Annotated in this window: 21 protein-coding genes and 1 tRNA gene; 18 read left to right on the top strand and 4 right to left on the bottom strand. The window is 69.3% G+C overall.

Annotated elements, in window-relative coordinates:
- The first annotated feature begins 47 nt into the window (after window positions 1–47).
- The 3 genes from IEW87_RS11240 to IEW87_RS11230 all read left to right on the top strand — a co-directional run bounded on the left by IEW87_RS11240 (window position 48) and on the right by IEW87_RS11230 (window position 3191).
- Entirely contained in the window at window positions 48–1796 is a 1749-nt protein-coding gene (locus IEW87_RS11240; protein ID WP_188712293.1) for a DEAD/DEAH box helicase, read from the top strand.
- Window positions 1797–1908: 112 nt separating this feature from the next.
- A complete protein-coding gene (locus IEW87_RS11235; RefSeq protein WP_229731114.1) occupies window positions 1909–2997 on the top strand; it encodes a VIT1/CCC1 transporter family protein in 1089 nt (362 codons plus the stop codon).
- Window positions 2998–3105: 108 nt separating this feature from the next.
- Window positions 3106–3191 (top strand) — tRNA-Leu (locus tag IEW87_RS11230).
- Window positions 3192–3287: 96 nt separating this feature from the next.
- Here IEW87_RS11230 and IEW87_RS11225 read toward each other — a convergent pair.
- The 3 genes from IEW87_RS11225 to IEW87_RS11215 all read right to left on the bottom strand — a co-directional run bounded on the left by IEW87_RS11225 (window position 3288) and on the right by IEW87_RS11215 (window position 5946).
- On the bottom strand, window positions 3288–3842 hold the full coding sequence (locus tag IEW87_RS11225) for an SGNH/GDSL hydrolase family protein (protein ID WP_188712292.1): 555 nt from the start codon (window positions 3840–3842) through the stop codon (window positions 3288–3290).
- Window positions 3843–3999: 157 nt separating this feature from the next.
- Window positions 4000–5118 carry a serine hydrolase domain-containing protein gene (locus IEW87_RS11220; protein ID WP_229731113.1) on the bottom strand — a complete coding sequence of 373 codons (1119 nt, stop codon included), beginning with the start codon at window positions 5116–5118 and terminating at the stop codon, window positions 4000–4002.
- 66 nt (window positions 5119–5184) lie between these two features.
- A complete protein-coding gene (locus tag IEW87_RS11215) occupies window positions 5185–5946 on the bottom strand; it encodes an SDR family NAD(P)-dependent oxidoreductase (RefSeq protein ID WP_188712290.1) in 762 nt (253 codons plus the stop codon).
- Between the two features lie 211 nt (window positions 5947–6157).
- Here IEW87_RS11215 and pdhA point away from each other — a divergent pair, with 211 nt between their 5' ends.
- The 15 genes from pdhA to IEW87_RS11140 all read left to right on the top strand — a co-directional run bounded on the left by pdhA (window position 6158) and on the right by IEW87_RS11140 (window position 21297).
- Entirely contained in the window at window positions 6158–7276 is a 1119-nt protein-coding gene (pdhA, locus tag IEW87_RS11210; protein WP_188712289.1) for a pyruvate dehydrogenase (acetyl-transferring) E1 component subunit alpha, read from the top strand.
- Window positions 7273–8289 (top strand): alpha-ketoacid dehydrogenase subunit beta, encoded by a 1017-nt coding sequence (locus tag IEW87_RS11205; protein ID WP_188712288.1) that lies wholly within the window; start codon window positions 7273–7275, stop codon window positions 8287–8289. Before pdhA ends, IEW87_RS11205 begins: the two co-directional genes overlap by 4 nt.
- The gene (locus tag IEW87_RS11200; protein ID WP_188712287.1) at window positions 8286–9482 is read left to right on the top strand and encodes a dihydrolipoamide acetyltransferase family protein; all 1197 of its coding nucleotides are present in this window, start codon (window positions 8286–8288) and stop codon (window positions 9480–9482) included. The genes IEW87_RS11205 and IEW87_RS11200 overlap by 4 nt, the downstream gene beginning before the upstream one ends.
- Before the next feature lie 4 nt (window positions 9483–9486).
- The gene (locus IEW87_RS11195; protein ID WP_188712286.1) at window positions 9487–11094 is read left to right on the top strand and encodes a carboxyl transferase domain-containing protein; all 1608 of its coding nucleotides are present in this window, start codon (window positions 9487–9489) and stop codon (window positions 11092–11094) included.
- Entirely contained in the window at window positions 11094–13031 is a 1938-nt protein-coding gene (locus IEW87_RS11190) for an acetyl/propionyl/methylcrotonyl-CoA carboxylase subunit alpha (RefSeq protein ID WP_188712285.1), read from the top strand. Before IEW87_RS11195 ends, IEW87_RS11190 begins: the two co-directional genes overlap by 1 nt.
- Complete coding sequence (locus IEW87_RS11185; protein ID WP_229731112.1) at window positions 13028–13501, top strand: MaoC family dehydratase; 474 nt, start codon at window positions 13028–13030, stop codon at window positions 13499–13501. Before IEW87_RS11190 ends, IEW87_RS11185 begins: the two co-directional genes overlap by 4 nt.
- Complete coding sequence (locus IEW87_RS11180) at window positions 13498–14313, top strand: HpcH/HpaI aldolase/citrate lyase family protein (protein ID WP_188712284.1); 816 nt, start codon at window positions 13498–13500, stop codon at window positions 14311–14313. The genes IEW87_RS11185 and IEW87_RS11180 overlap by 4 nt, the downstream gene beginning before the upstream one ends.
- A 62-nt stretch (window positions 14314–14375) precedes the next feature.
- The gene (locus tag IEW87_RS11175; RefSeq protein ID WP_373285130.1) at window positions 14376–15542 is read left to right on the top strand and encodes an acyl-CoA dehydrogenase family protein; all 1167 of its coding nucleotides are present in this window, start codon (window positions 14376–14378) and stop codon (window positions 15540–15542) included.
- A gap of 98 nt (window positions 15543–15640) precedes the next feature.
- On the top strand, window positions 15641–16018 hold the full coding sequence (locus IEW87_RS11170; protein WP_188712282.1) for a hypothetical protein: 378 nt from the start codon (window positions 15641–15643) through the stop codon (window positions 16016–16018).
- A gap of 99 nt (window positions 16019–16117) precedes the next feature.
- On the top strand, window positions 16118–17041 hold the full coding sequence (locus IEW87_RS11165; protein WP_229731110.1) for an ABC transporter ATP-binding protein: 924 nt from the start codon (window positions 16118–16120) through the stop codon (window positions 17039–17041).
- Window positions 17038–17925, top strand: a complete 888-nt coding sequence (locus tag IEW87_RS11160; protein ID WP_188712281.1) for an ABC transporter permease — start codon at window positions 17038–17040, stop codon at window positions 17923–17925. The genes IEW87_RS11165 and IEW87_RS11160 overlap by 4 nt, the downstream gene beginning before the upstream one ends.
- A 6-nt stretch (window positions 17926–17931) precedes the next feature.
- Window positions 17932–18153: a helix-turn-helix transcriptional regulator gene (locus tag IEW87_RS11155; protein WP_229731108.1), complete on the top strand. Its 222-nt coding sequence runs from the start codon at window positions 17932–17934 to the stop codon at window positions 18151–18153.
- Window positions 18154–18212: 59 nt separating this feature from the next.
- On the top strand, window positions 18213–19073 hold the full coding sequence (locus IEW87_RS11150; RefSeq protein ID WP_188712280.1) for a siderophore-interacting protein: 861 nt from the start codon (window positions 18213–18215) through the stop codon (window positions 19071–19073).
- A gap of 75 nt (window positions 19074–19148) precedes the next feature.
- Window positions 19149–20444, top strand: coding sequence for a M20/M25/M40 family metallo-hydrolase (locus IEW87_RS11145; RefSeq protein ID WP_188712279.1), 1296 nt, complete (start codon window positions 19149–19151; stop codon window positions 20442–20444).
- Between the two features lie 19 nt (window positions 20445–20463).
- Window positions 20464–21297 (top strand): undecaprenyl-diphosphate phosphatase, encoded by an 834-nt coding sequence (locus IEW87_RS11140; RefSeq protein WP_188712278.1) that lies wholly within the window; start codon window positions 20464–20466, stop codon window positions 21295–21297.
- 4 nt (window positions 21298–21301) lie between these two features.
- Here IEW87_RS11140 and IEW87_RS11135 read toward each other — a convergent pair whose 3' ends face one another.
- The gene (locus IEW87_RS11135; protein WP_229731106.1) at window positions 21302–22159 is read right to left on the bottom strand and encodes a proteasome assembly chaperone family protein; all 858 of its coding nucleotides are present in this window, start codon (window positions 22157–22159) and stop codon (window positions 21302–21304) included.
- Window positions 22160–22249: the final 90 nt, after the last annotated feature.

Raw genomic sequence — 22249 nt, 5'->3', positions numbered from 1 at the left:
AGCACTCGGCGAACGAGCGTCGGACCTCGCCGCTATCGTGGACAATCGTGCTGAGCCCGTCCTTTCCGCAGCGAGCCCCCCGGGGGACGGCTGGTCGGCTGCGCGCATGGCAGCAGGAGGCACTCGAGGCGTTCTTCGAGTCGAACAAGCGCGACTTCCTTGTCGCGGCGACGCCCGGCGCCGGTAAGACGACCTTCGCGCTGACGGTCGCGCGAGAGCTCAAGCAGGCCGGTGAGATCGACCGGATCGTCGTCGTGTGCCCCACGGAGCACCTCAAGACGCAGTGGGCCGACGCGGCCGCTCGCGTGTCGATCCGCCTCGATCCGTCGTTCAGCAACGCGACGCCGCAGCTCGCCCGTCACTTCCACGGCGCGGCCGTTACGTACGCGCAGATCGCCGTGAAGCCGTGGGTGCATCGCCGGCTCGTTGCCGACGCGCGCACGCTGGTCATCCTCGACGAGGTTCACCACGGCGGCGACGCGCTCAGCTGGGGAGACGCGATCCGCGAGGCGTATCAGCCCGCCGCACGCCGACTGCTGCTGAGCGGGACGCCGTTCCGCAGCGACGACGCGCCGATCCCATTCGTCGAATACGCGCCCGACGAGAAGGGCCTGCGTACCTCTGTCACCGACTACGACTACGGATACGCGCGCGCTCTCGCAGACGGCGTCGTGCGCCCTGTCCTGTTTCACGTGTACTCGGGGCACATGACGTGGCGCACCCGGATGGGCGACGAGGTCGAGGCGCATCTGGGTCAGGACAACACGAAGGATGTCACGAGCCAGGCCTGGCGCACGGCGCTCGATCCTGAGGGCGAGTGGATGCCCGCCGTCCTCGCGAGCGCCGACCGGCGCCTCACGGAGATCCGCCACCACGTGCCCGACGCGGGCGGTCTCGTCATCGCGACGGATCAGTCCACGGCACGCGCGTACGCCGAGCTACTGCGCACGATCACGGGCCAGCGGCCGACGCTCGTGCTCAGCGACGAAGTCGAAGCCTCGCGACGCATCGAGCAGTTCGCGCAGAACACGTCGCGATGGATGGTCGCGGTGCGGATGGTCTCCGAGGGCGTCGATGTGCCGCGACTCGCCGTCGGCGTCTACGCGACCAGCTCGTCGACGCCGCTGTTCTTCGCGCAGGCGATCGGTCGATTCGTGCGCGCTCGCCGCAAGGGCGAGGCGGCGAGCGTGTTCCTGCCCCAGGTTCCCGTGCTCATGGCGCTCGCGCACGAGCTCGAGAAGCAGCGTGACCACGTGCTCGACCGTGGCGAGAAGGACGAGGATGGGCTGGACGACAGCCTGCTCGAAGCGGCTGAGCGTGAGGAGTCGGCGAGCGATGAGCTCCTCGAGCAGGCGTTCTCGTTCGCACCGCTCGGCTCCGTCGCGCATTTCGACTCCGTCGTCTTCGAAGGGCAGCAGTTCGGGCAGCTCGCGGTGCCGGGGAGCGACGAGGAACAGGAGTTCATCGGGCTGCCGGGACTGCTCGAGCCGGAGCACGTGCACGAACTGCTGATGCAGCGGCAGACGCGGCAGACGCGGCACCGCACAGCGCGCGAGACCCGGGAACGCGAAGCGGGCGTCGCCAGCGATCTTCCCGAGCCGCTGCACCGCACGCTCAAGGAGCAGCGACAGCTCCTCAACAGCCTCGTCGGCGTCTACGCACACCAGACGGGGGATCCGCACGGCCAGGTACACGCCTGGCTGCGCCGGATCTGCGGGGGACCGGCGGTCGCGCAGGCCACGGTCGCGCAGCTGCAAGCGCGCATCGACCTGCTGCGGCGACGGGTGCGCAGTTGACGCGCGGTGCGTCGCCTACTCGTTTCGGTGCTCCGTAATGCTCTGAGCGCGGTCAGCGGTGCGGGCTACGTTCGTGGGGATCCGTTCGGATGATCGATCAGAGGAGCCCCGCGTGGAGCACGTGCAGCCCGACCCGGCACAGGCCTCGCCGGCCGAACGTCGCCGCTGGGCACGCTACCTTGCCGACGAACGCGCGGAGGCTGCCGTGTACCGACGTCTCGCGCGGCGGCGAGCGGGCGACGAGCGGGAGATCCTCGTGCAGCTCGCCGACGCGGAGCGTCGCCACGAGCAGCATTGGCTGCGGCTGCTCGGCGGGGAGCCGGCGCGGATGCCGCGCGCCAGCGTCCGCACGCGCGTCACCGCGTGGCTCGCGACGCGCTTCGGATCGATCTTCACCCTCGCGCTTGCTCAGCGCGCCGAGGCGCGGTCGCCGTACGAATCGGATCCGTTCGCGACGCCCGCGATGAGCGCGGACGAGAAGGTTCACCACGAGGTCGTGCGCGGTCTCGCCGCTCGGAGCCGGAGGCGCCTGTCCGGGACCTTCCGCGCAGCCGTTTTCGGAGCCAACGACGGTCTGGTCAGCAACCTCGCGCTCGTGATGGGCATCGGCGCGACGGGTGTGTCCGGCTCGTTCGTGATGTTCAGCGGCATCGCAGGCCTGCTCGCCGGCGCGCTGTCGATGGGGGCAGGCGAGTTCGTTTCGGTGAGATCGCAACGTGAGCTGCTCGACGCGACGGAGCCGAACGACTTCGCGCACGCCGGCCTGCCGGATCTCGACATCGACGAGAACGAGCTCGCGCTTGTCTATCGCACGCGCGGCATGCGCGAGGACGAGGCGATCGCGCGGGCGCGCAAGCTCGTCGGCGACGCCCATCAGGGGCGCATGCCGGCGCCGACCGCGGCGCAGGATGACCACGAGGTCATTGGCGGTGCATGGCGCGCAGCCGCGTCGAGCTTCTGCTTCTTCGCGGGGGGCGCGATCATCCCCGTCCTGCCATGGATCTTCGGTCTCAGCGGGCTCATCGCGGTCGTGCTCGCGCTCGCGCTCGTCGGCATCGCGCTGCTCGTGACCGGCGCCACGGTGGGTCTCCTGTCGGGGTCGGCTCCGCTCCCGCGGGCGCTGCGACAGCTGGCGATCGGCTTCGGCGCGGCGGCCGTGACGTACCTGCTCGGACTGCTGTTCGGGGTCTCCGTGGCGTGACGCGCCCGAGCGGCGAGGTTGATTCGCGGGGGAGCGGTCACGGTGGTAATGTTTTCTCTTGGTTCGGAAATCGAGCGGTCTCGCTCAGGCACCGGACCGACACCCAATGCGCGGGTGGCGGAAATGGTAGACGCGCTAGCTTGAGGTGCTAGTGCCCGTATTAGGGCGTGGGGGTTCAAGTCCCCCCTCGCGCACAGAAGGAAAATGGTCTCTGACCAGGAGTTTTCAACTCTTGGCTGGGGCCATTTTCTCGTCGTGTGCTCAGTTATGTGGTCTATAGCCCATAACCGCTAGGTGAGCTGTGCCCAGACGGCATCAGCCCAGAGTAGGTGCCCCTTCTCATTCGGATGGAAGCGGTCGTGAGCGAAAGTGCGCAGGTATTCGCGAAGCGGTAGCGTGGTGGTTGGCGAGTGGATGTCCGCGACGGCGTGACTATGGCGTTCCGCGGCCTGGCGGATCACCTGGTTCGCCCTCCGCACGCGATTCTCGTGAGGCCAGTGTCTGAAGTTCGCCACGAGGCCCAGGACCGAACCGGTGGGAAGCGCCGTCGCGATCGACTCCATGTCACGCTCGAAGTCGGCGGGGCGGAACACCGCCTTCCAAGCCACGTCGTTTCCGCCGATCACGCACGTGACGAAATCGGGTGCGGGAATCTCTGTGAGTTTCGGGACCTGGTTGTCGAGCACGTCCCTCGCCATCGCTCCACTGATCGAGAAATTCATCACGCGGAGCGTCTTGCCTGTGCTCTCCGTGAGTCGTCTCGCGACCACGCCGACGTACCCGTGCTCCGGATCATCGACACCGACGCCGACTCCGGCCGAGTCGCCGAGCGCGACGTACGTCAAAGCGCCCTCCTGTGGCTGTGCCCAGTATTCCCTGTGGCCGTGAGCCTGCGCTCTGCTTCTTCTGGTGGCGGTGCCCATGCTCGAAAAATACCCCGCGGGGGTATTGCAAGCAAGGCGGACGCCGACGCCGCGCTCCGCGCGGCCACCCCGACTGGCCTCAGTGGACCGAATCGGTGTCGCGTACGCCCTGGAGGTCGCTCAGGAGCTCCGCGATCCGATCGTCCATCTCGACCTGGGTGAGTACGACGCACACCGTCCCGTCAGGGTCGACGAAGAAGTCGGTTCCGTAGCCGCCGGACCAGCCGAACCGTCCGCGATATGCGCCGTCGGTCACGACCGAGACACCGTAGCCCCAGCCGATGTTGTTCCAGAATCCGTCGTAGAAGCTGTCGGGCGTCTTCAGCGCGGGGTCGATGTGGTCGGTCGCGATCGCGGTGACGGACTCGCGACGGAGTAGTCCGCCGTCGACCAGCCCTCGCGCGAACGCGTGATAATCGGCGAGCGTCGATACCAGTTCGGCGTGATTCTCGTCGCACGGCGCCGGTCCCGTGTAGTAACCGGCGCCCGCCTCCTCGACCTGCTCGAAGGCATCGTCCGTGCGCCGGAACGCTGGAACGAGCCGATGCGCCTCGGCATCCGGAACGCGGAACCCGGTGTCCGGCATGCCGACGACGTCGAAGACCTCGCGCCGGAGGACATCGGCGGTGGGCAGCCCGGCGACGCGACCGAGCAGAATCCCGAGGATCCCGAACGAGAGGTGGTATCGCCATCCTTCCCCGGGGTGATGCGCGAGCGGCAGTTCCGTGAGGGCGTGCAGCCAGTCCTCGGCACCGCGGTTGGCGGGAGCGCTCGAGGGCATGAGCAGCGCGTCGTCCATCGCCGTCTGAAGCGGCGACGGGGTCGGGATGATCCCGTAGCCGGCGGTGTTCGTGAGGAGGTGGCGCAGGGTGATCGGTCGGCGTGCGGCGACGGTGTCGTCGAGCGCGGCGGCCGGATGCGCGAGCACACGCCGGTCGGCCAGTTCCGGCAGCCAGCGCTCGATCGGCTCGTCGAGCGACAGCGCACCCCGTTCGACGAGGCGCAGCGCGGCGACGGTCGCGATGGGCTTCGTCATCGATTGGATCCGGAAGATGGCGTCCGTGCGAATCGGCGGTCCGCCGGGAGCAGCGGATCCGACCGCGATCGGCGCGAGGTCGCGCCCGAGCGAGGCGACCGCGCCGGGAATCGAGCCCTGCTCGACGTGGCGTGCAAGGATCCGCTTCAGCCTGTTCGTCACGCGCACAGTGTACGGAGGGACCGAGCGAGCGTCGAGAGGGGCCGTGCTGGCGGATCGGTGTGAGGGTCAGCTCGGTTCGAGCCGCACAGCGCCGTCGAGGCGGATCGTCTCGCCGTTGAGCATCGGGTTCTGGGCGATGTGCTCCACCAGCGCCGCATACTCCGTCGGCATGCCGAGCCGCGAGGGGTGCGGGGTCTTGCTGCCGAGCGATTCCTGCACCTCCGCGGGCAGGCTCGCCATCATCGGCGTCTCGAACAGGCCTGGCGCGATCGTCACGACGCGGATGAGGTGTCGGGCGAGTTCGCGCGCAGCGGGAAGGGTGAAGCCGACGACGCCGCCCTTCGACGCTCCGTAGGCGATCTGGCCGATCTGCCCTTCGAATGCGGCGATGGACGCGGTGTTGACGATGACTCCGCGCTCGCCGTCGATCGGATCCGTCTGTGCGATCGCCTCGGCGGCCTGCGCGGCGAGGTTGACGGTTCCGCCGAGGTTGACGGTCACGGTGCGCATGAACGACTCCAGCGGGAGGGGGCCGTCGCGACCGAGGAGTTTGCCCGGAGTTGCGACTCCTGCGCAGTTCACGACGATCCGCAGCGAGCCGCCCGCAGACGCCGCGTCGACCGCCGCGCGGACATCCGCGACGTCGGTGACATCGCCGGGAACGAACCGCGCTCCGCCCCCGATCTCGTTCGCGACCTCCGCGCCCGCGGAGCCAGGCAGGTCGAGGAGGAACACGCGCGCTCCGCCAGCGACGAGCCGTTCGGCGGTCGCTCTGCCGAGCCCCGAGGCACCCCCGGAGATGAGGGCGTGAGAACCAGCGATGCGCATGAGCAGTTCCTTTCGTCGTGCACGGTTCGTGCCATTCTGCCGACTCCCCACGCGTTCCGCACCATGTATCTGCATGTCGCGTGTGACTGAGCAATGTGGGGAGGAACGCGCGAGGTGGTTGCTCGAAGTGCACGGCCGGCGTACCGTGAAGACAGGCCACACCACGGCCGGACGACGCGCTCACGAGGCGCGGGAACGAGGAGGTTCCGCCATGTCGATCGATGTGTCCGCACGCGCCGCAGAACATTCCGCCGGGCTCGACGAGCCGCTCGCGATTCTCGACCCCAGCGGCGCACGTCACGCCAACGCCGTCCTCGACGGCCAGCTCTCCGACGTCGATGAGACGGCGCTGACGGATCTCTACGTCGATATGGCGCTCGCGCGTCGCGTCGACCAGGAGGCCTTCGCCCTCACACGCCAAGGCGAGCTGGTCCTGTGGCCGCCGTCCCTCGGCCAGGAGGCGGCGCAGGTGGGATCCGGGCGTGCCCTGCGCGAGACGGACTTCGTCTTCGGCTCCTACCGCGAGCACGCGCTCGCCGTGCTGCGCGGGGTCACGTTCCGAGAGCTGCTCGCCGTGTGGCAGGGAACGACACAGTCCGGTTGGGATCCGCAGGCGTATCGCATGGCGACCCCGCAGATCATCATCGGTGCGCAGACGCTCCATGCCACCGGATATGCGATGGGCCTGCGTATGGACGGCGCCGACGACGTCGCCATCGCCTACCTGGGCGACGGCGCGATGAGTGAGGGAGACGTCAACGAGGCGATGGTGTTCGCGAGCACGTTCCGCGTGCCCGCCGTGTTCTTCTGCCAGAACAACCACTACGCGATCTCCGAGCCGGTGCGGCTGCAGTCCGCATCGCCGCTCGCCGCGCGCGCGACGGGGTTCGGGATCCCGGCCCTGCGCGTCGACGGCAACGACGTCCTCGCCGTGCTCGCAGCCACGCGCATCGCCTTGCAGCGCGCGCGCCGCGGCGGGGGACCGACCTTCATCGAGGCGGTCACCTACCGTATCGGCCCGCACACCACGACCGACGACCCCACCCGGTACCGCGACGACGAAGAGGTCGCGCAGTGGCGCGGCAAGGATCCGATCGACCGCCTCGAACGGCACCTCGCGCAGAACGGGGCGCGGGTCGATCAGATCCGTGAAGAGGCGCAGGTGCGGTGCGACCAGGCCGCTCGGGACCTGCGCACCGCCGTGACGACCGGCGAGATGCCGCGTGCCGAGACGATCTTCGACCACGTGTACACGACGCCGACCGTGCGGATCTCCGAGCAGCGGGCGCAGCACCTGGCGTTCGAGGCGAGCATCGAGGGGGAGTCATGACCGAGACGCTCCCACTCGGCAAAGCGATCGGACGGGCCCTCGGCGACGCGCTCGCCGAGGACGAGAAGGTCGTGCTGCTCGGCGAGGACATCGGGAAGCTGGGCGGCGTCTTCCGGGTCACGGACGGCCTGCAGCAGCAGTTCGGCGAGGCGCGCGTCATCGACTCGCCGCTCGCGGAATCGGCGATCGTCGGCACGGCCATCGGCATGGCGTACCGCGGATACCGACCCATCGTCGAGATCCAGTTCGACGGCTTCATGTTCCCCGCGTTCGACCAGATCGTCACCCAGCTCGCGCGGCTGCACTATCGCACGGCGGGCCGGGTCCGCATGCCTGTCACCGTGCGGATCCCGTACGGCGGCCACATCGGATCGGTCGAGCATCACGCGGAATCTCCCGAGTCCTACTTCGCTCACACGCCCGGCCTGCGCGTCGTGACGTGCTCCAGCCCGCAGGAGGCGTACTCGACGATGCGCGCCGCGATCGCGAGCGACGATCCGGTGATCGTGTTCGAACCGAAGGCGAAGTACTGGGGCAAGGGCGACGTCGATACTTCGGTCGTGCGCGATCTCGATACGGCGACCGTCCTGACCCGAGGCCGGGACGTGACGGTCGCCTGCTACGGACCGACGGTTCAGACCGCGCTCGATGCGGCGGTCGCCGCGAGCGACGAGGGGATCGAGCTCGAGGTGATCGACCTGCGCTCGATCTCGCCGGTGGACATCGACACGGTCGTCGACAGCGTGAGGCGCACGGGGCGGCTCGTCGTCGCCCACGAGGCACCGGCGGAAGCCTCGGTGTCGAGCGAGGTCGTCGCGAACGTCGTCGAGCGCGCTTTCGACGCGCTGAACGCCCCGCCCGAGCGCGTCACCGGATACGACACGCCCTACCCGCCATCCGCACTGGAGGGTCATTACCTCCCGAGCCTGGACCGGATCCTCGACGCCGTCGACCACGTGCTGGGTCGTCGTTCTTCCCGGTCCGAGCTCGCGCTCACGGGGGGTGCACGATGACGACGTTCCGACTGCCGGATCTCGGCGAGGGACTGACCGAGAGCACGATCGTGGAGTGGCAGGTCGCGGAGGGCGACACCGTCGCGTGGGGCGACGTGCTCGCGCAGGTCGAGACCGCGAAGGCGGTCGTGGAGCTGCCGAGCCCGCACGACGGACGCGTCCGGAAACTGCACGTCGAGGCGGGCGACACGGTTGATGTCGGCGCGCCGATCATCGATTTCGATCTCGGCCCGGGCGACGAGGATCCTTCCCCGGATGCCGATGCCGATGCCGATGCCGATGACGAGGCGCCGGCGGAGGCGTCCGCGCCCGCAGGATCGAGCGCAGACGACGCCGTGGCGGACACGGACGAACAGGACGCCCAGGACGCGGCGGAGGGCGCGGACGGCCGTGTGAGCGTCCTTGTCGGATCCGTGAAGCTCGGCGGCCGCGAGCGCCCGGCTCGCAGCCCGCGCACGTTCGCACAGCAGCCCTTCGTGCGCGACGACCGCGGCGGATCCCCCCGGGCCTCCCGTCGCGAGCCGGTCTCGGGACTCCGGCGGCGCACCGCGGAGGCCATGGTCGCGTCGGCGTTCACCGCGCCACACGCGTCGTGCTTCCTACAGGTCGACGTCACCGAGACGACGCAGATCGTCTCCGATCTGAAGGGCGGCGACTCCGCTCCGTCCTTCCTCGCGATGACCTGCCGCGCGATCGTGAGCGCCGCGGGACGCTCGCCGGGCGTCAATGCGACCTACCACTCGGAGCCGAGCGAGATCGAGTATCACGAGGCCGTCAACCTCGGCATCGCAGTCGCGACGGATCGCGGACTCGTCGTCGCGAGCGTCGACGACGCCGACCGTCTCGACGCGACCGAGCTCACGGCCGCCATCGCGCAGCGCGCGGCCGCTGCGCGCGACGGCAGCATCGGCCCCGAGGCGCTCACGGGTTCGACGCTGACGGTGTCGAACGTCGGCGTGTTCGGCGTCGACGGCGGCACGCCGATCCTCAATCCCGGTCAGTCAGCGATCATCGCCGTCGGAGCCGTGCGTCACATCCCGTGGGAGCACGACGGACAGATCGCGCTGCGCGACGTGTGCACGCTGACCGTGTCTTTCGATCATCGCGTCATCGATGGGCGCGAGGCGAGCCGATTCCTCGCCGACGTCGGCGGGATGCTGGCCCGGCCCGGACTCGCGTTGGCGAGGGGATGAGGCGATGGACGTTCTGACGAGCGCGGTCGACGCGACGAGCGAGGACGGCGAGCGTCGCGCCGCCGCGATGCGCACGCTCGTCGATGACCTGCGGGAACGCCTCGCGGCGGCCGCGAGCGGCGGATCCGAACGCGCGCGTGAACGGCACCTCGCCCGCGGCAAGCTGCTGCCTCGCGACCGCATCGACCGGCTGCTCGACGTCGGCAGCCCGTTCCTCGAGATCTCGCCCCTTGCCGCGACCGGGTGCTACGACGACGAGGCGCCGGCGGCGGGTGTCATCGCGGGAATCGGGAGCGTCTCGGGCCGGCGGTGCATGATCGTCGCGAACGACGCGACGGTGAAGGGCGGCACCTATTATCCCCTCACGGTCAAGAAGCACCTCCGGGCGCAGGCGATCGCGAACGAGAACCGCCTGCCGTGCGTGTACCTCGTCGATTCGGGCGGCGCCTATCTGCCACTCCAGGACGAGGTCTTCCCCGACCGCGAACATTTCGGCCGGATCTTCTACAACCAGGCGAGGATGAGCGCGGCCGGGATCGCGCAGATCGCGTGCGTGATGGGATCCTCGACGGCCGGCGGCGCGTACGTGCCCGCGATGAGCGACGAGACGGTGATCGTTGCCGAACAGGGGACGATCTTCCTGGGCGGACCGCCGCTCGTGAAGGCCGCCACGGGGGAGGAGGTCACCGCGGAAGAGCTCGGCGGCGGCGAACTCCACACGACCGTGTCCGGTGTCGCCGACCACCTCGCCGACGACGACGAGCACGCCCTGCGCATCGTCCGCGACATCGTCGCGACGCTTCCGCCCGATCCGGATGCACCATGGCCGGTCGCCGAACCGCGCGAGCCCGCGGTGGACCCGGCCGCGCTGTATGCGGCGGTTCCCGCTGACCTGCATACGCCCTACGAGGTGCGCGAAGTGATCGCCCGGCTCGTCGACGGCAGTGAGTTCACTGAGTTCAAGGCCGGGTTCGGCACGACCCTCGTGACGGGGTTCGCGTCGATCTTCGGCCACCCCGTCGGCATCGTCGCGAACAGCGGTGTGCTCTTCAGCGAGAGCGCGCAGAAGGGGGCGCACTTCATCGAGCTGTGCGATCAGCGCGGCATTCCGCTCGTGTTCCTGCAGAACATCACCGGATTCATGGTGGGGGCCGAGTATGAGCGCGGCGGCATCGCGAAGCACGGCGCGAAAATGGTCACCGCCGTCTCCTGTGCGCGCGTGCCGAAGCTCACGGTCGTCATCGGCGGATCCTTCGGGGCCGGCACCTACTCGATGTGCGGTCGCGCATACGATCCGCGGTTCCTCTGGCTCTGGCCGAACGCGCGCGTCTCGGTGATGGGAGGCCCGCAGGCCGCGAGCGTGCTCTCGACCGTGCGGCGCGAGCAGATCGAGCAGTCCGGCGGCGCGTGGAGCGCCGAAGACCAGGACGCGTTCGAGGCACCCATCCGCGACCAGTACGAGCGACAGGGGTCGCCGTACTACTCGACCGCGCGCCTCTGGGACGACGGCGTGATCGACCCCGCCGACACACGCCGCGTGCTCGGGCTGGCCCTTGACGTCGCGGGCCAGTCTCCGTTGCCCGACGTCCGCTACGGCGTCTTCCGGATGTGATGGCCGTGTTCGACAGCGTCCTCATCGCCAACCGCGGCGAGATCGCCGTGCGCGTGATCCGCACTCTCGATCGCCTCGGCATCCGCTCGATCGCCGTGTACTCGGACGCCGACGCGGACGCGATGCATGTGCGGGCCGCCTCGGCGGCGATCCGCATCGGGCCGGCCGACGCGCGCCGCTCGTACCTCGACGTCGAGGCCGTCGTGCGGGCCGCGCGTGACGCCGGTGCCCAGGCGATTCACCCGGGATACGGGTTCCTCGCGGAGAGCGCGGCGCTCGCTCGTGCGTGTCGGTCGGCTGGCATCGCGTTCATCGGTCCACCGCCGGAGGCGATCGAGACGATGGGCGACAAGGTCCGCGCGCGGGCCGCGGTGGAGAAGCGCGGCGTGGCGACGGTGCCCGGCGTCGCGGGGCCGGCGCTCGACGACGCGACGCTCGTGGCGGGCGCGGAACGGGTCGGATTCCCCGTCCTGGTCAAGCCGGCGCTCGGCGGAGGCGGGAAGGGGATGCACCGGGTCGACGATCCTGCGGGCCTTCCCGGTGCGCTTGCCCAGGCGCGCCGCGAGTCCACCGCTGCCTTTGGTGACGACACGCTCTTCCTGGAGAGATTCGTCACGAATCCACGCCATATCGAGGTGCAGATTCTCGCCGATGAGCACGGCAACGTCATCCACCTCGGCGAGCGGGAGTGCTCGCTGCAGCGCCGGCACCAGAAGGTGGTGGAGGAGGCGCCGAGCCCCCTGCTGACGGAGGAGCAGCGCGAACGGATCGGTCAGGCCGCCTGCGAGACGGCGCGCGCGGTCGGGTACGTCGGCGCGGGCACCGTCGAGTTCATCGTGTCCGGCGACCACCCCGACGAACCGTTCTTCATGGAGATGAACACGCGGCTGCAGGTCGAGCACCCCGTCACGGAGGCCGTCGTGGGCATCGATCTCGTCGAGCAGCAGCTGCGCGTCGCCGCAGGGGAGCAGCTCGATCGCGCCCAAGAGGACGTGCGGATCACCGGACACGCGATCGAGGCGCGAATCTACGCGGAGGATCCGGCCGCGGGCTTCGCGCCGACCGGCGGTGAGGCGCTGCTCGTCGAATGGCCCGAGGGGGACGGCGTGCGCGTGGACGCAGGAATAGCCTCCGGCGACGTCGTGTCGACCCATTACGACCCGATGCTCGCGAAGGTGATCGCGCATGCGGCGACGCGCGGCGCTGCGCTCGAGCGCCTGGATGCCGCCCTGGCCGACACGCGCGTGCTCGGGGTGATGACCAACGTCGCCTTCCTGCGCGCGCTCGTCGCGGATCCGGAGGTGCGCGCTGGGCGGCTGGACACCGGTCTCATCGACCGGCACGGCGAGCGTCTTGCGCGTATCGACGTTCCCGATGATGTGTTCGCGCAGGCGGGTCGTGCGCTGATCGAGCGCGGCGCGCGCGGCGTCCGGGCCTGGGACCCGGATGGGTGGCGGATCGGCGGTGCCGTGGGGTCGAGCGTCCGGCTGCGCGACGGCGCGGCCATCGCCACCGTCACGATGCTGCCCGCCAGCGCTGCCGCAAGCTCTGTCGCTGTGCGCGTGGCGCGTGAGCGAGGGACGTCGCAGAGTCGGCTGCTCGCCGACCCGGTCGCGGTCGCCTTCGCGCCCGGCGGGGTCTGGCTGTCGACCGCGGACGGCACCTGGTTTGTCGAGGAAGCGCGGAATGCGCGCCGCGGCCGCGCGGGGCAGGACCCTGCGCTCGCGTCGCCCATGCCGGGGACGGTCGTCGCGGTGCACGCGGCGGACGGTGGCGAGGTGGCCGCCGGCGACGCGCTCGTGAGTATCGAGGCGATGAAGATGGAGCATGTGCTGCGCGCCCCCGTCGCGGGAGTCGCGAGCATCGATGTGCGCGTCGGCGACCGAGTGTCGCGCGGCCAGGACGTCGCAGCGGTGCGGGAGAGCGAGGAATCGTGACGGAGAAGCGCATCACCCAGCGCGGGCTGTGGTTCGAGGAGTTCGAGGTCGGCGTCCTCTACGAACACCGCCCCGGGCGCACAGTGACCGAGGCCGACGACGTGCTGTTCACCACGATGACGATGAACACTCAGGCGCTGCATCTCGACGCGCACTGGTCCGAACAGACGGAGTTCGGCGAGCGGCTCGTGAATTCGATGTTCACGCTCGCGACGATCGTCGGCATGTCGACGAGTCAGCTCACGAACGGCACGATCGTGGCGAATCTCGGCCTATCGGAGGTGAGCTTCCCCGCGCCGATGCGGCACGGGGACACGCTCTACGGAGAGAGCCGGGTCGTCGACACGCGCCGGTCATCGTCGCGGCCGGGACAGGGGATCGTGACCCTCGAGCACACCGGGCGCAACCAGCATGGCGAGGTCGTCGCGCGTGCCGTCCGCGCCGTCCTGATGCAGGGGAGGCCCGCATGAGCTTCGACATGGGGCCGGCGCTGCTGTTCTGTCCCGGCGACCGCCCCGAGCGTTTCGAGAAGGCCGCCGCGCGCGCCGACGCCGTCATCCTCGATCTCGAGGACGGCGTCGCCCCCGACGCCAAGGCCGCCGCGCGCGACGCGATCGCGCAGTCGCGACTGGATCCGTCTCGCACCATCGTGCGCGTGAACGGGCTGGGGGATCGAGACGCGGATCTGGCGGCGGTCGCGCGTTCGCCGTACCGGACCGTGATGGTGCCGAAAGCCGAATCCGCAGCCGACGTCGCGGGTCTCGGCGACCTCGAGGTCGTCGCCCTCTGCGAAACCGCGCGTGGCGTCGTCGGATCCGAGCAGATCGCCGCGGATCCGCGGGTCGTCGCGCTGATGTGGGGTGCGGAGGACCTCGTCGCCTCGCTCGGCGGCACCTCCAGCCGTGATACCTCCGGTGCATACCGGTCGGTCGCGATGCACTCGCGCTCGCGGGTCCTGCTGGCTGCCGCCGCTCACGGCAAGGTCGCGATCGACGCGATCCGTACCGACATCGCCGACCTCGCCGGCTGCCTGGCGGAGGCGACGGACGCCGCCGCGAGCGGGTTCGGCGCGAAGGCCGCGATCCACCCCGCGCACGTGCCGCCGATCCGCGAGGCCTTCCGACCGACCGACGAGAGCGTGGACTGGGCCGCCCGGGTCCTCGCGGCGGCGACCGGCCGCGGCGGTGTGTTCCGCTTCGAGGGCGCGATGGTCGATGAGCCCGTTCTCATGCACGCGCGCCGGATCCTCGCGCGCACCCGCCACGGGGCCAAGGGCCCCTAAGAAGTGAAGGAGCACCCATGTCCATCACCGTTCCCGCCCCGGCCGTCGTCGAGGGCACCGAGATGCTGGATCCGGATCTGCAGGAGCTCGCGCGTCGCGTGCGTGAATTCGCTGACGACGTTGTCGCGCCCGCCGCATACGAGTACGACACGGAGCGCCGTCTGCCGATCGAGATCATCCGTCAGATGGGGGAGATGGGGCTGTTCGGTCTGCCGCTTCCGCAGCGATACGACGGGCAAGGCAAGAGCTACCTGCACCTCTGCGTCGCGGTCGAGCAGCTCGCGCGGGTCGACCAGTCGATCGCCGTGACGCTCGAGGCGGGCCTCGGGCTCGGCGCGATGCCCGTGTACCGCTTCGGCACGGACGAGCAGAAGGACACCTACCTGCCGTCGTTGGCACGCGGTGAGAACCTGGCAGCGTTCGGTCTCACGGAGGCCGAGGCCGGGTCTGATGCGGGCGGTACCCAGACCACCGCCATCCTCGAGGACGGGTGGTGGACGATCAACGGAACGAAGCAGTTCATCACGAACTCGGGGACGCCGATCACGAACATGGTCACGGTGACGGCGGTCACGGGCGAGCGCGTCGGACGCGATGGATCCGTGGGGCCCGAACTGTCGACGATCATCGTGCCGGTTCCGATCGAGGGGTTCACGGCTCTTCCCGCCTACGACAAGGTCGGCTGGCACACCTCCGACACCCATCCGCTCGTCTTCGACGGAGTCTGCGTGCCGGAGGAGAACCTGCTCGGGGAGCGCGGCCGCGGCTTCGCGAACTTCCTCAGCGTCCTGGACGAGGGGCGTGTCGCGTTTGCCGCCCTGTGCGTCGGCGCCGCACAGGGCTGCCTGGAGGAAGCGGTCGACTACGCGAAGCGGCGCCGCGTCTTCGGCAAGGCCATCGGCGACAACCAGCACATCGCGTTCACGCTCGCCCGCATGCAGTCGCGCGTCGCGGCCGCGCGCGCGGTAATGCACGATGCCGCGCACCGCATCGACGTGGGGATGCCGTTCACGAAGGAGGCGTCCCTGGCGAAGCTCATCGCCTCGGAGGCGGCGGTCGCGAACGCGAACGACGCGACGCAGATCTGGGGTGGCTACGGCTTCCTCAACGTCAATCCCGTGGCCAGGCACTACCGGGACGCTCGGATCCTCACGCTGGGCGAGGGATCGACCGAGGTGCAACTCGGCATCATCGCACGCAGCCTCGGCTTCGACAAGGCGTTCGGGTAGGCCACAACGCGAGACACGACCTTGTGGGCGGTTCGGGTCGCGGGCAGGATGAGTCCGGAGCGCCGAGAGCGCGGCGTTCCGGACGGGACCGGAGAGCGATGAGCACTGACATTGCGAAGAAGCTGCAGATCAAGCCCGATTCCACGACGTGGAAGTGGCCGCCCGAGCACCCGGAGCCGATAGCCGAGGACGTCACGTTCGCGGAGGACCTCGGATCCGCGGACGTCGCCGTCGCGTTCGTCGACACCTCGGCCCAGGTCGACGAGGTGATGACGGCGCATCGCGGCGCGCTCGCCGCGACGCGGGTCGTCTGGTTCGTCTACGCCAAGGGCGGCGCCTCCAGCGTCAATCGCGACACACTCTGGAAACAGGTCGCCGCGTACGGGTGGAAGGCCGTGGCGAACGTGTCGTACAGCGACGCGCTGTCGGCAGTCCGCGTGCGCCCACTGAAGCCGGGGGAACCAACCGCCGCCTGATTGCGGCCGCGATCGATCGCGCCGTCGAGGGTGCGTACTCACACAACCGTATGTAGTATGTCTGCTACATATTGTTGTGACTATCTAGCGAGGTGAATAGTGAGTACTGCACCGTCAACGCCGCACGGCGCGCCGATCATCTCGGTGTCCGACTTGCGGATGCGTTACGGCGACAAGGTCGTGCTCGACGGCGTCGATCTCGAGATCCGGCGCGACGAGATCGTCGCGATGCTCGGCCCGAACGGTGCCGGCAAGAGCACGACGATCGAGATCCTCGAGGGCTTCCGGAGGCCCACCGCCGGCACCGTCTCCGTGTTGGGCGCAGATCCCGCGCACGGCGACGATGGGTGGCGTTCGCAGATCGGCATCGTGTTGCAGTCGTCGAGCGACCACGGCAAGTGGCGGCCGCGCCAGTTGTTGCGCCACATGTCGAACTACTACCGGCCGTACGTCGACCCCTGGCCTGTGGACGACCTCCTCGATGTCGTCGGTCTGACCGAGCAGGCGAACCAGAAGCTGCAGTCCCTCTCGGGCGGCCAGCGTCGGCGCCTGGACGTGGCGCTCGCCGTCATCGGTCGGCCGTCCCTGCTCTTCCTCGACGAGCCGACGACCGGCTTCGACCCGCGAGCCCGTCGTGACTTTCACGATCTCGTGCATCGCCTGAGCGATATCGATGGCGTGACGATCATGCTCACGACCCACGATCTCGCCGAGGCGGAGGCTCTCGCGAGCCGCATCGTGATTCTCGCGGGCGGCCGCATCATCGCCGACGGCTCGCCGCTCGAGCTGACCAGCTCGGCCTCGCGCACGGCCGAGATCAGCTGGATCTCCGGAGGACAGCGGCACCTGCACGCCGCGGAGGGCTCGACGCAGTTCGTCCGTGACCTGTTGATGCACGATGACTCCGTCCGCGATCTGCAGATCCGCCGGGCGACCCTCGAAGACGCCTACCTCTCGCTCGTCGAGGAGTTCGAGGCCGGGCGAGACGTGTCCACGACGCATTTCGAGGAGGTCGGTTCATGAGCGACGTGATCGAGCGGCGAGTGCCGCGCAGCAACCCCACCGTCAACGCCTACCGGACGGGCGTGCGCCGCGGCCTGACGTCGGCGCGCATCCAACTGACGACCCCCGGCGAGATCTTCGGCACACTCGTGATGATGGGCGTCATGATCACCGTGCTGGTGGTGATGTCGAACGGTGATTTCGCGGGCGCCGGCGTGGACCTCGGATCGATGGGCCTCCCGGGCGTGATCGCGATGTCGGTCCTGTTCGGCAGCACGATGGGCATCGTGGGCGTGCTGTCGATGGACCGCACCAACGGGACCCTCCTCCGGTCGAAGTCCGTGCCCGGGGGAACGACCGGGTATCTGGTCGGCGAAATGGTCGCGAACATCCTCACGAATCTCGCCGCGGCCGTACTCATGCTCGTGGTCGGCCTGATCGTGTTCGACGGGCTCGAGTTCGTCTCGCCGCTGCGCTGGCTTCTTTTCACTGCCGTGCTCGTGCTCGGAATGGCCTCGACGATGGCGATCGGCGCGGTTCTCGGCGCCCTCATCTCGAACCCGAAGCACATGGGGTTGGTGATGCTTCCCGTCATGGGGCTCATCGGAATCTCGGGCATCTTCTATCCCCTTGTCGCCCTGCCCGGGTGGGTGCAGGGCATCGCGCAGGTGTTCCCGCTGTACTGGTACGGCCTCGGCCTGCGCGCGTCGTTGCTGCCCGGTGAGACCGCCGCGGTCGAGATTGCCGGATCCTGGCGTCTCGAGTGGGTCTTCGTCGTGCTGGGCGTCTGGGCGATCGTCGGGCTTTCGCTCGCACCGAAGCTGCTCAGCCGGATGGCGCGCCGGGAGTCGGGCTCGACGCTCGCCGCACGCCGCCGCGATGTGCAGCAGCAGTGGGGGGTGTAACGCGGCGTGGCCGAGAGCGTGCACAACCGCATCGCGATGCTGCGCGCCGAGCGCAAGGTGTCGCGCCGCGAGCTCGCGGAGGCGCTCGACGTGCACTATCAGACCGTCGGCTACCTCGAGCGCGGGGAGTACAGCCCGAGCCTCTACCTGGCCCTTCGGATCGCGGCGTACTTCGAGGTCCCGGTGGAGGTGCTGTTCTCGACCGAGCCGTTTCCCCGTATCGGGTAACCGGGGCGCAGGTCGGCGAGTGAGGGTCACCTAACTAAATCCGTGGGAGGATGAGGGGCATGTCATCACCGAAGAAGCCGCGCCGCCAGTACACCTTCCAGGTCGTCGAGAGCGTGTGGCTGTCGCCGCACATGGTGCGTGTCGTCATCGGCGGTGACGAGTTCGATGAGTTCGCCGACGCCGCGGCAGAGCGGCACAGCACCGACCTCTACATCAAGATGCTGTTCGCGAAGCCCGAACTCGGCCTCACCCCGCCATACGATCTCGACGCGCTCCGTGCCGAGCTGGCGCCGGACGACATGCCGAGCCAGCGCACCTACACCGTGCGGAGCATCGACCGCGACGCGCGCACGATCGCGATCGACTTCGTCGTACACGGCGATGAGGGAGTCGCCGGCCCCTGGGCGGCGACAGCGGCGCCGGGTGACTGGGTGTGCTTCTCCGGGCCCGGCGGAAACTACACGCCGAGCCCCGACGCCGACGAGCACCTGTTCTTCGGCGACGACGCCGCGCTTCCCGCGATCGCGGCGGCGATCGAAACGCTGCACGTCGACGCCCGCGGACTCGCGCTCATCGAAGTCGGATCCCCCGACGACGAGATCCCGTTCGCAGCGCCCGCGGGCGTCGAGGTGCGCTGGCTTCACCGCGACGGTACGCCGCACGGATCCGTGCTCGTCGCGGCCGTCGAAGCGCTCGCCGCGCCGACGGCGAACGTCGACGTCTTCGCGCACGGTGAGCGCGGCGCGATGAAGCGGCTTCGTCCGCTACTCCACAAGGAGTGGGGGATCGACCGCTCCGTCCTGTCGCTGTCGGCGTACTGGGCGGCGGGACGCGTCGAAGACGCGTTCCAGGCCGAGAAGCGCGAGCCGATCGGCCAGATCTTCGACCCGGAACCCGGCGACGCCGCGCGCCGAGCCTGATGACGCGAGCGCGAATCGCTCGGATGCGGCCCGCCGCGCAGGGACGTCCCGGCTCGTCCCGGTAGCGTGTCATCCATGCCCCAAGAGAGCCTGGCCGAGGTGGCGCGCGTCGCGCGCGACCTCATCCGCATCGACACCACCAACTACGGGGGCGGCAGGGCGAAGGGCGAGCGCGAGGCCGCGGAATACGTTGGTGCGTATCTCGAAACTCTCGGCCTCGAGCCCCACTATTACGAGGCGTTCCCACGTCGCACGAATGTGATGGCGCGCGTGGAGGGCATCGATCCGACCCGCCCCGCCCTCGTGCTCCACGGACACCTCGACGTCGTGCCGGCGATCTCCGAGGACTGGTCGGTCGATCCGTTCGCCGGCGAGATCATCGACGGCATGCTGTGGGGCCGTGGCGCGGTCGACATGAAGAACATGGACGCGATGATCCTCACCGCGGTCGCCGGCATGCTCCGTGCGGGCGAGCGGCCGCGCCGTGATCTGATCCTCGTCTTCTTCGCCGACGAAGAGAACGGCGGTGTCGAGGGGTCCGCGCAGGTCGTCCGGCACCGCCCCGAATGGTTCCGCGGCGCGACCGAGGCGATCAGCGAGGTCGGCGGGTACTCCATCCCCGTCGGCGATAAGTCGGCCTATCTGCTGCAGGTCGGCGAAAAGGCGCTGATGTGGATCACGCTTCGCGCGAGCGGTCGAGCGGGACACGGCAGTCGCCTGCATGCCGACAACGCCGTGACCCGACTGGCGCGAGCGGTCGAGCGGATCGGCTCGCGCACCTGGCCCGTTGAGCTCACGGACACGACGCGGGCGCTCCTGGACGGGATGCGTGGGATCTGCGGATCCGACGCCGAGGATCCAGACGAGATCGCGGCGATGGCGGGTCCCGCCGAAGCCTTCCTCGCCTCGACATGGCGCACGACGGCGAACCCCACGGGGTTCACCTCCGGATACAAGCACAACGTGATCCCCGACGCGGCGGAGGCGACGCTCGACGTACGCGTGCTGCCCGGGACCGAGGATCGTGTGCTCGCCGAATTGCGGACGCTCGTGGGTGATGACGTTCAGATCGACATCTTCCACCGCGACATCGGTCTCGAGGCGCCGTTCGAAGGGGAGCTGGTTGAGCGGATGGTTGCCGCGATCGGCGTGCACGACCCCGGCGTCCCCGTCCTGCCGTACCTGCTCGGTGCCGGCACCGACAATAAGTCTCTTGCCGCGCTCGGCATCACCGGCTATGGCTTCGCGCCGCTGAAGCTGCCGCGCGAGCTCGACTTCACCGGCATGTTCCACGGCGTGGATGAGCGGGTGACGCTCGACGCGCTCGATTTCGGCCAGCGGGTCCTGACCGACCTGATCCGCACCTGTTGACACTCCAGAAAGCACGAGAATGCACATCATTGAGGCAATCGTCCTGGGCCTCGTCCAGGGGCTGACCGAGTTCCTTCCGATCTCGTCGAGCGCGCACCTGCGCATCGTCGGTGAGTTCCTGCCGTCTGCTGCCGACCCCGGCGCCACCTTCACCGCGATCTCGCAGATCGGCACCGAGGTCGCCGTCCTCGTGTACTTCTGGTCGAAGATCGTGCGCATCATCGGGCGCTGGGCACAGTCCCTCGTGGGCAAGGTCCCGCGCAACGACCCGGACGCGCGGATGGGGTGGCTCGTCATCGTCGCGTCGATTCCGATCGGGGTGCTCGGCTTCACACTGCAGGACTACATCCGCGACGTGTTCCGCAACCTGTGGCTCGTGGCGATCGTGCTGATCATCTTCGGCGTGATCCTCGGCGTCGCCGACCGCTTCGCACGGCGCACCCGTGAGATGTCCGATGTCACGTACCCGCACGGCATCATGATCGGCACGGCTCAGGCCCTCGCGCTGGTGCCCGGCGTCTCGCGCTCGGGAGCGACGACCACGGCCGCGCGTGCGCTCGGCTACAAGCGCACAACTGCCGCCGAGTTCTCCTTCCTCATGGCGATTCCCGCAGTGTTCGGATCCGGGCTGTACGAGCTCAAGCACGGGCTGGAGACGAACGACCTCGGCCCGTACGGGTGGAGTGGCACGGTCGTGGCGACAATCGCCGCGTTCCTCGTCGGCTGGGCCGTCGTCGCGTACCTGATGCGGTATCTCGAACGCGGCACGTTCATGCCGTTCGTGATCTACCGGATCATTCTCGGCGCCGTCATCATGGTGCTGCTCGGCACCGGCGTGCTGTCGGCGTACTGACCCGTCAGCCGCGCGGGGGGCGGCCCTTGCCGCCGCCGTCTCCCCGCAGGTACTTCTCGAAGGCCTGGGCGATCGCGTCTCCCGAGGCGTCGGGGGAGTCCCATGTGTCGCGCGTCTCCTCGAGCTGATGGATGTAGTCCGTCATCTCGTCGTCGTCCGCGGCGGCCGCATCGACCGTCGCTTCCCACGCGGCGGCTTCGGTCGGGAGCGAGCCGAGGTCGATCTCGCGCGCCGTGAGGTCGCTGAGCCGCTCGAGCAGCGCGAGCGTCGCCTTCGGCGACGGCGACGTGCCGGCGACGTAGTGCGGCACGCTCGCCCACAGCGACATCGTCGGAATTCCCGCGCGCTCGGTGGCATCGGTGAGGACGCCGAGGATCCCCGTGGGGCCCTCGTAGCGGCCGCGGTCGATGTCGAGCTGGTCGCGGAGAAGCTCGTTCTCGCTCACGGCGTGCACGGCGATCGGACGCGTGTGCGGCACGTCGCTCATCATGGCGCCCACCGCGATGAGGCCGGTGACATCCTCAGCCAGCAGCGCATCGACGAACTCCGAGGTGAAGCTGCGCCACGCGCGCGCCGGTTCGACGCCGCGCAGCGTCCAGAAGCCGTTCGCATCGCGAGGGCGATACAGGCTGGCCTCGGGCCAGTCGATGTGGCGCCGCCCCTCGCCGTCGGTGCGGAGGAACGGCCGGGTGTACTGATAGTCGAAGAAGAGCTCCGGATCCACCGACGCGACCTCGATGCTGGGGGTCGACTCGCGCAGCACGCTCGTGGCGTGTGAGGCCGCCTCGCCCGCGTCGTTCCACCCGTCGAATGCGGCCACCGCGATCCGCGGACCGAGGGCATCTCGTGTCGTGTCGTCCACCCGTGTCCCTCCTGCTCGATTCCCACCAGGCTATCGCCATCACGGACCCCATAGTCTGGTGAGGTGACTTTCACCGACACTGCCTGGCCG

The organism is Microbacterium faecale, assembly GCF_014640975.1.
GTDB lineage: Bacteria > Actinomycetota > Actinomycetes > Actinomycetales > Microbacteriaceae > Microbacterium > Microbacterium faecale.
This window is presented reverse-complemented; position numbering and strand designations above follow the sequence as displayed.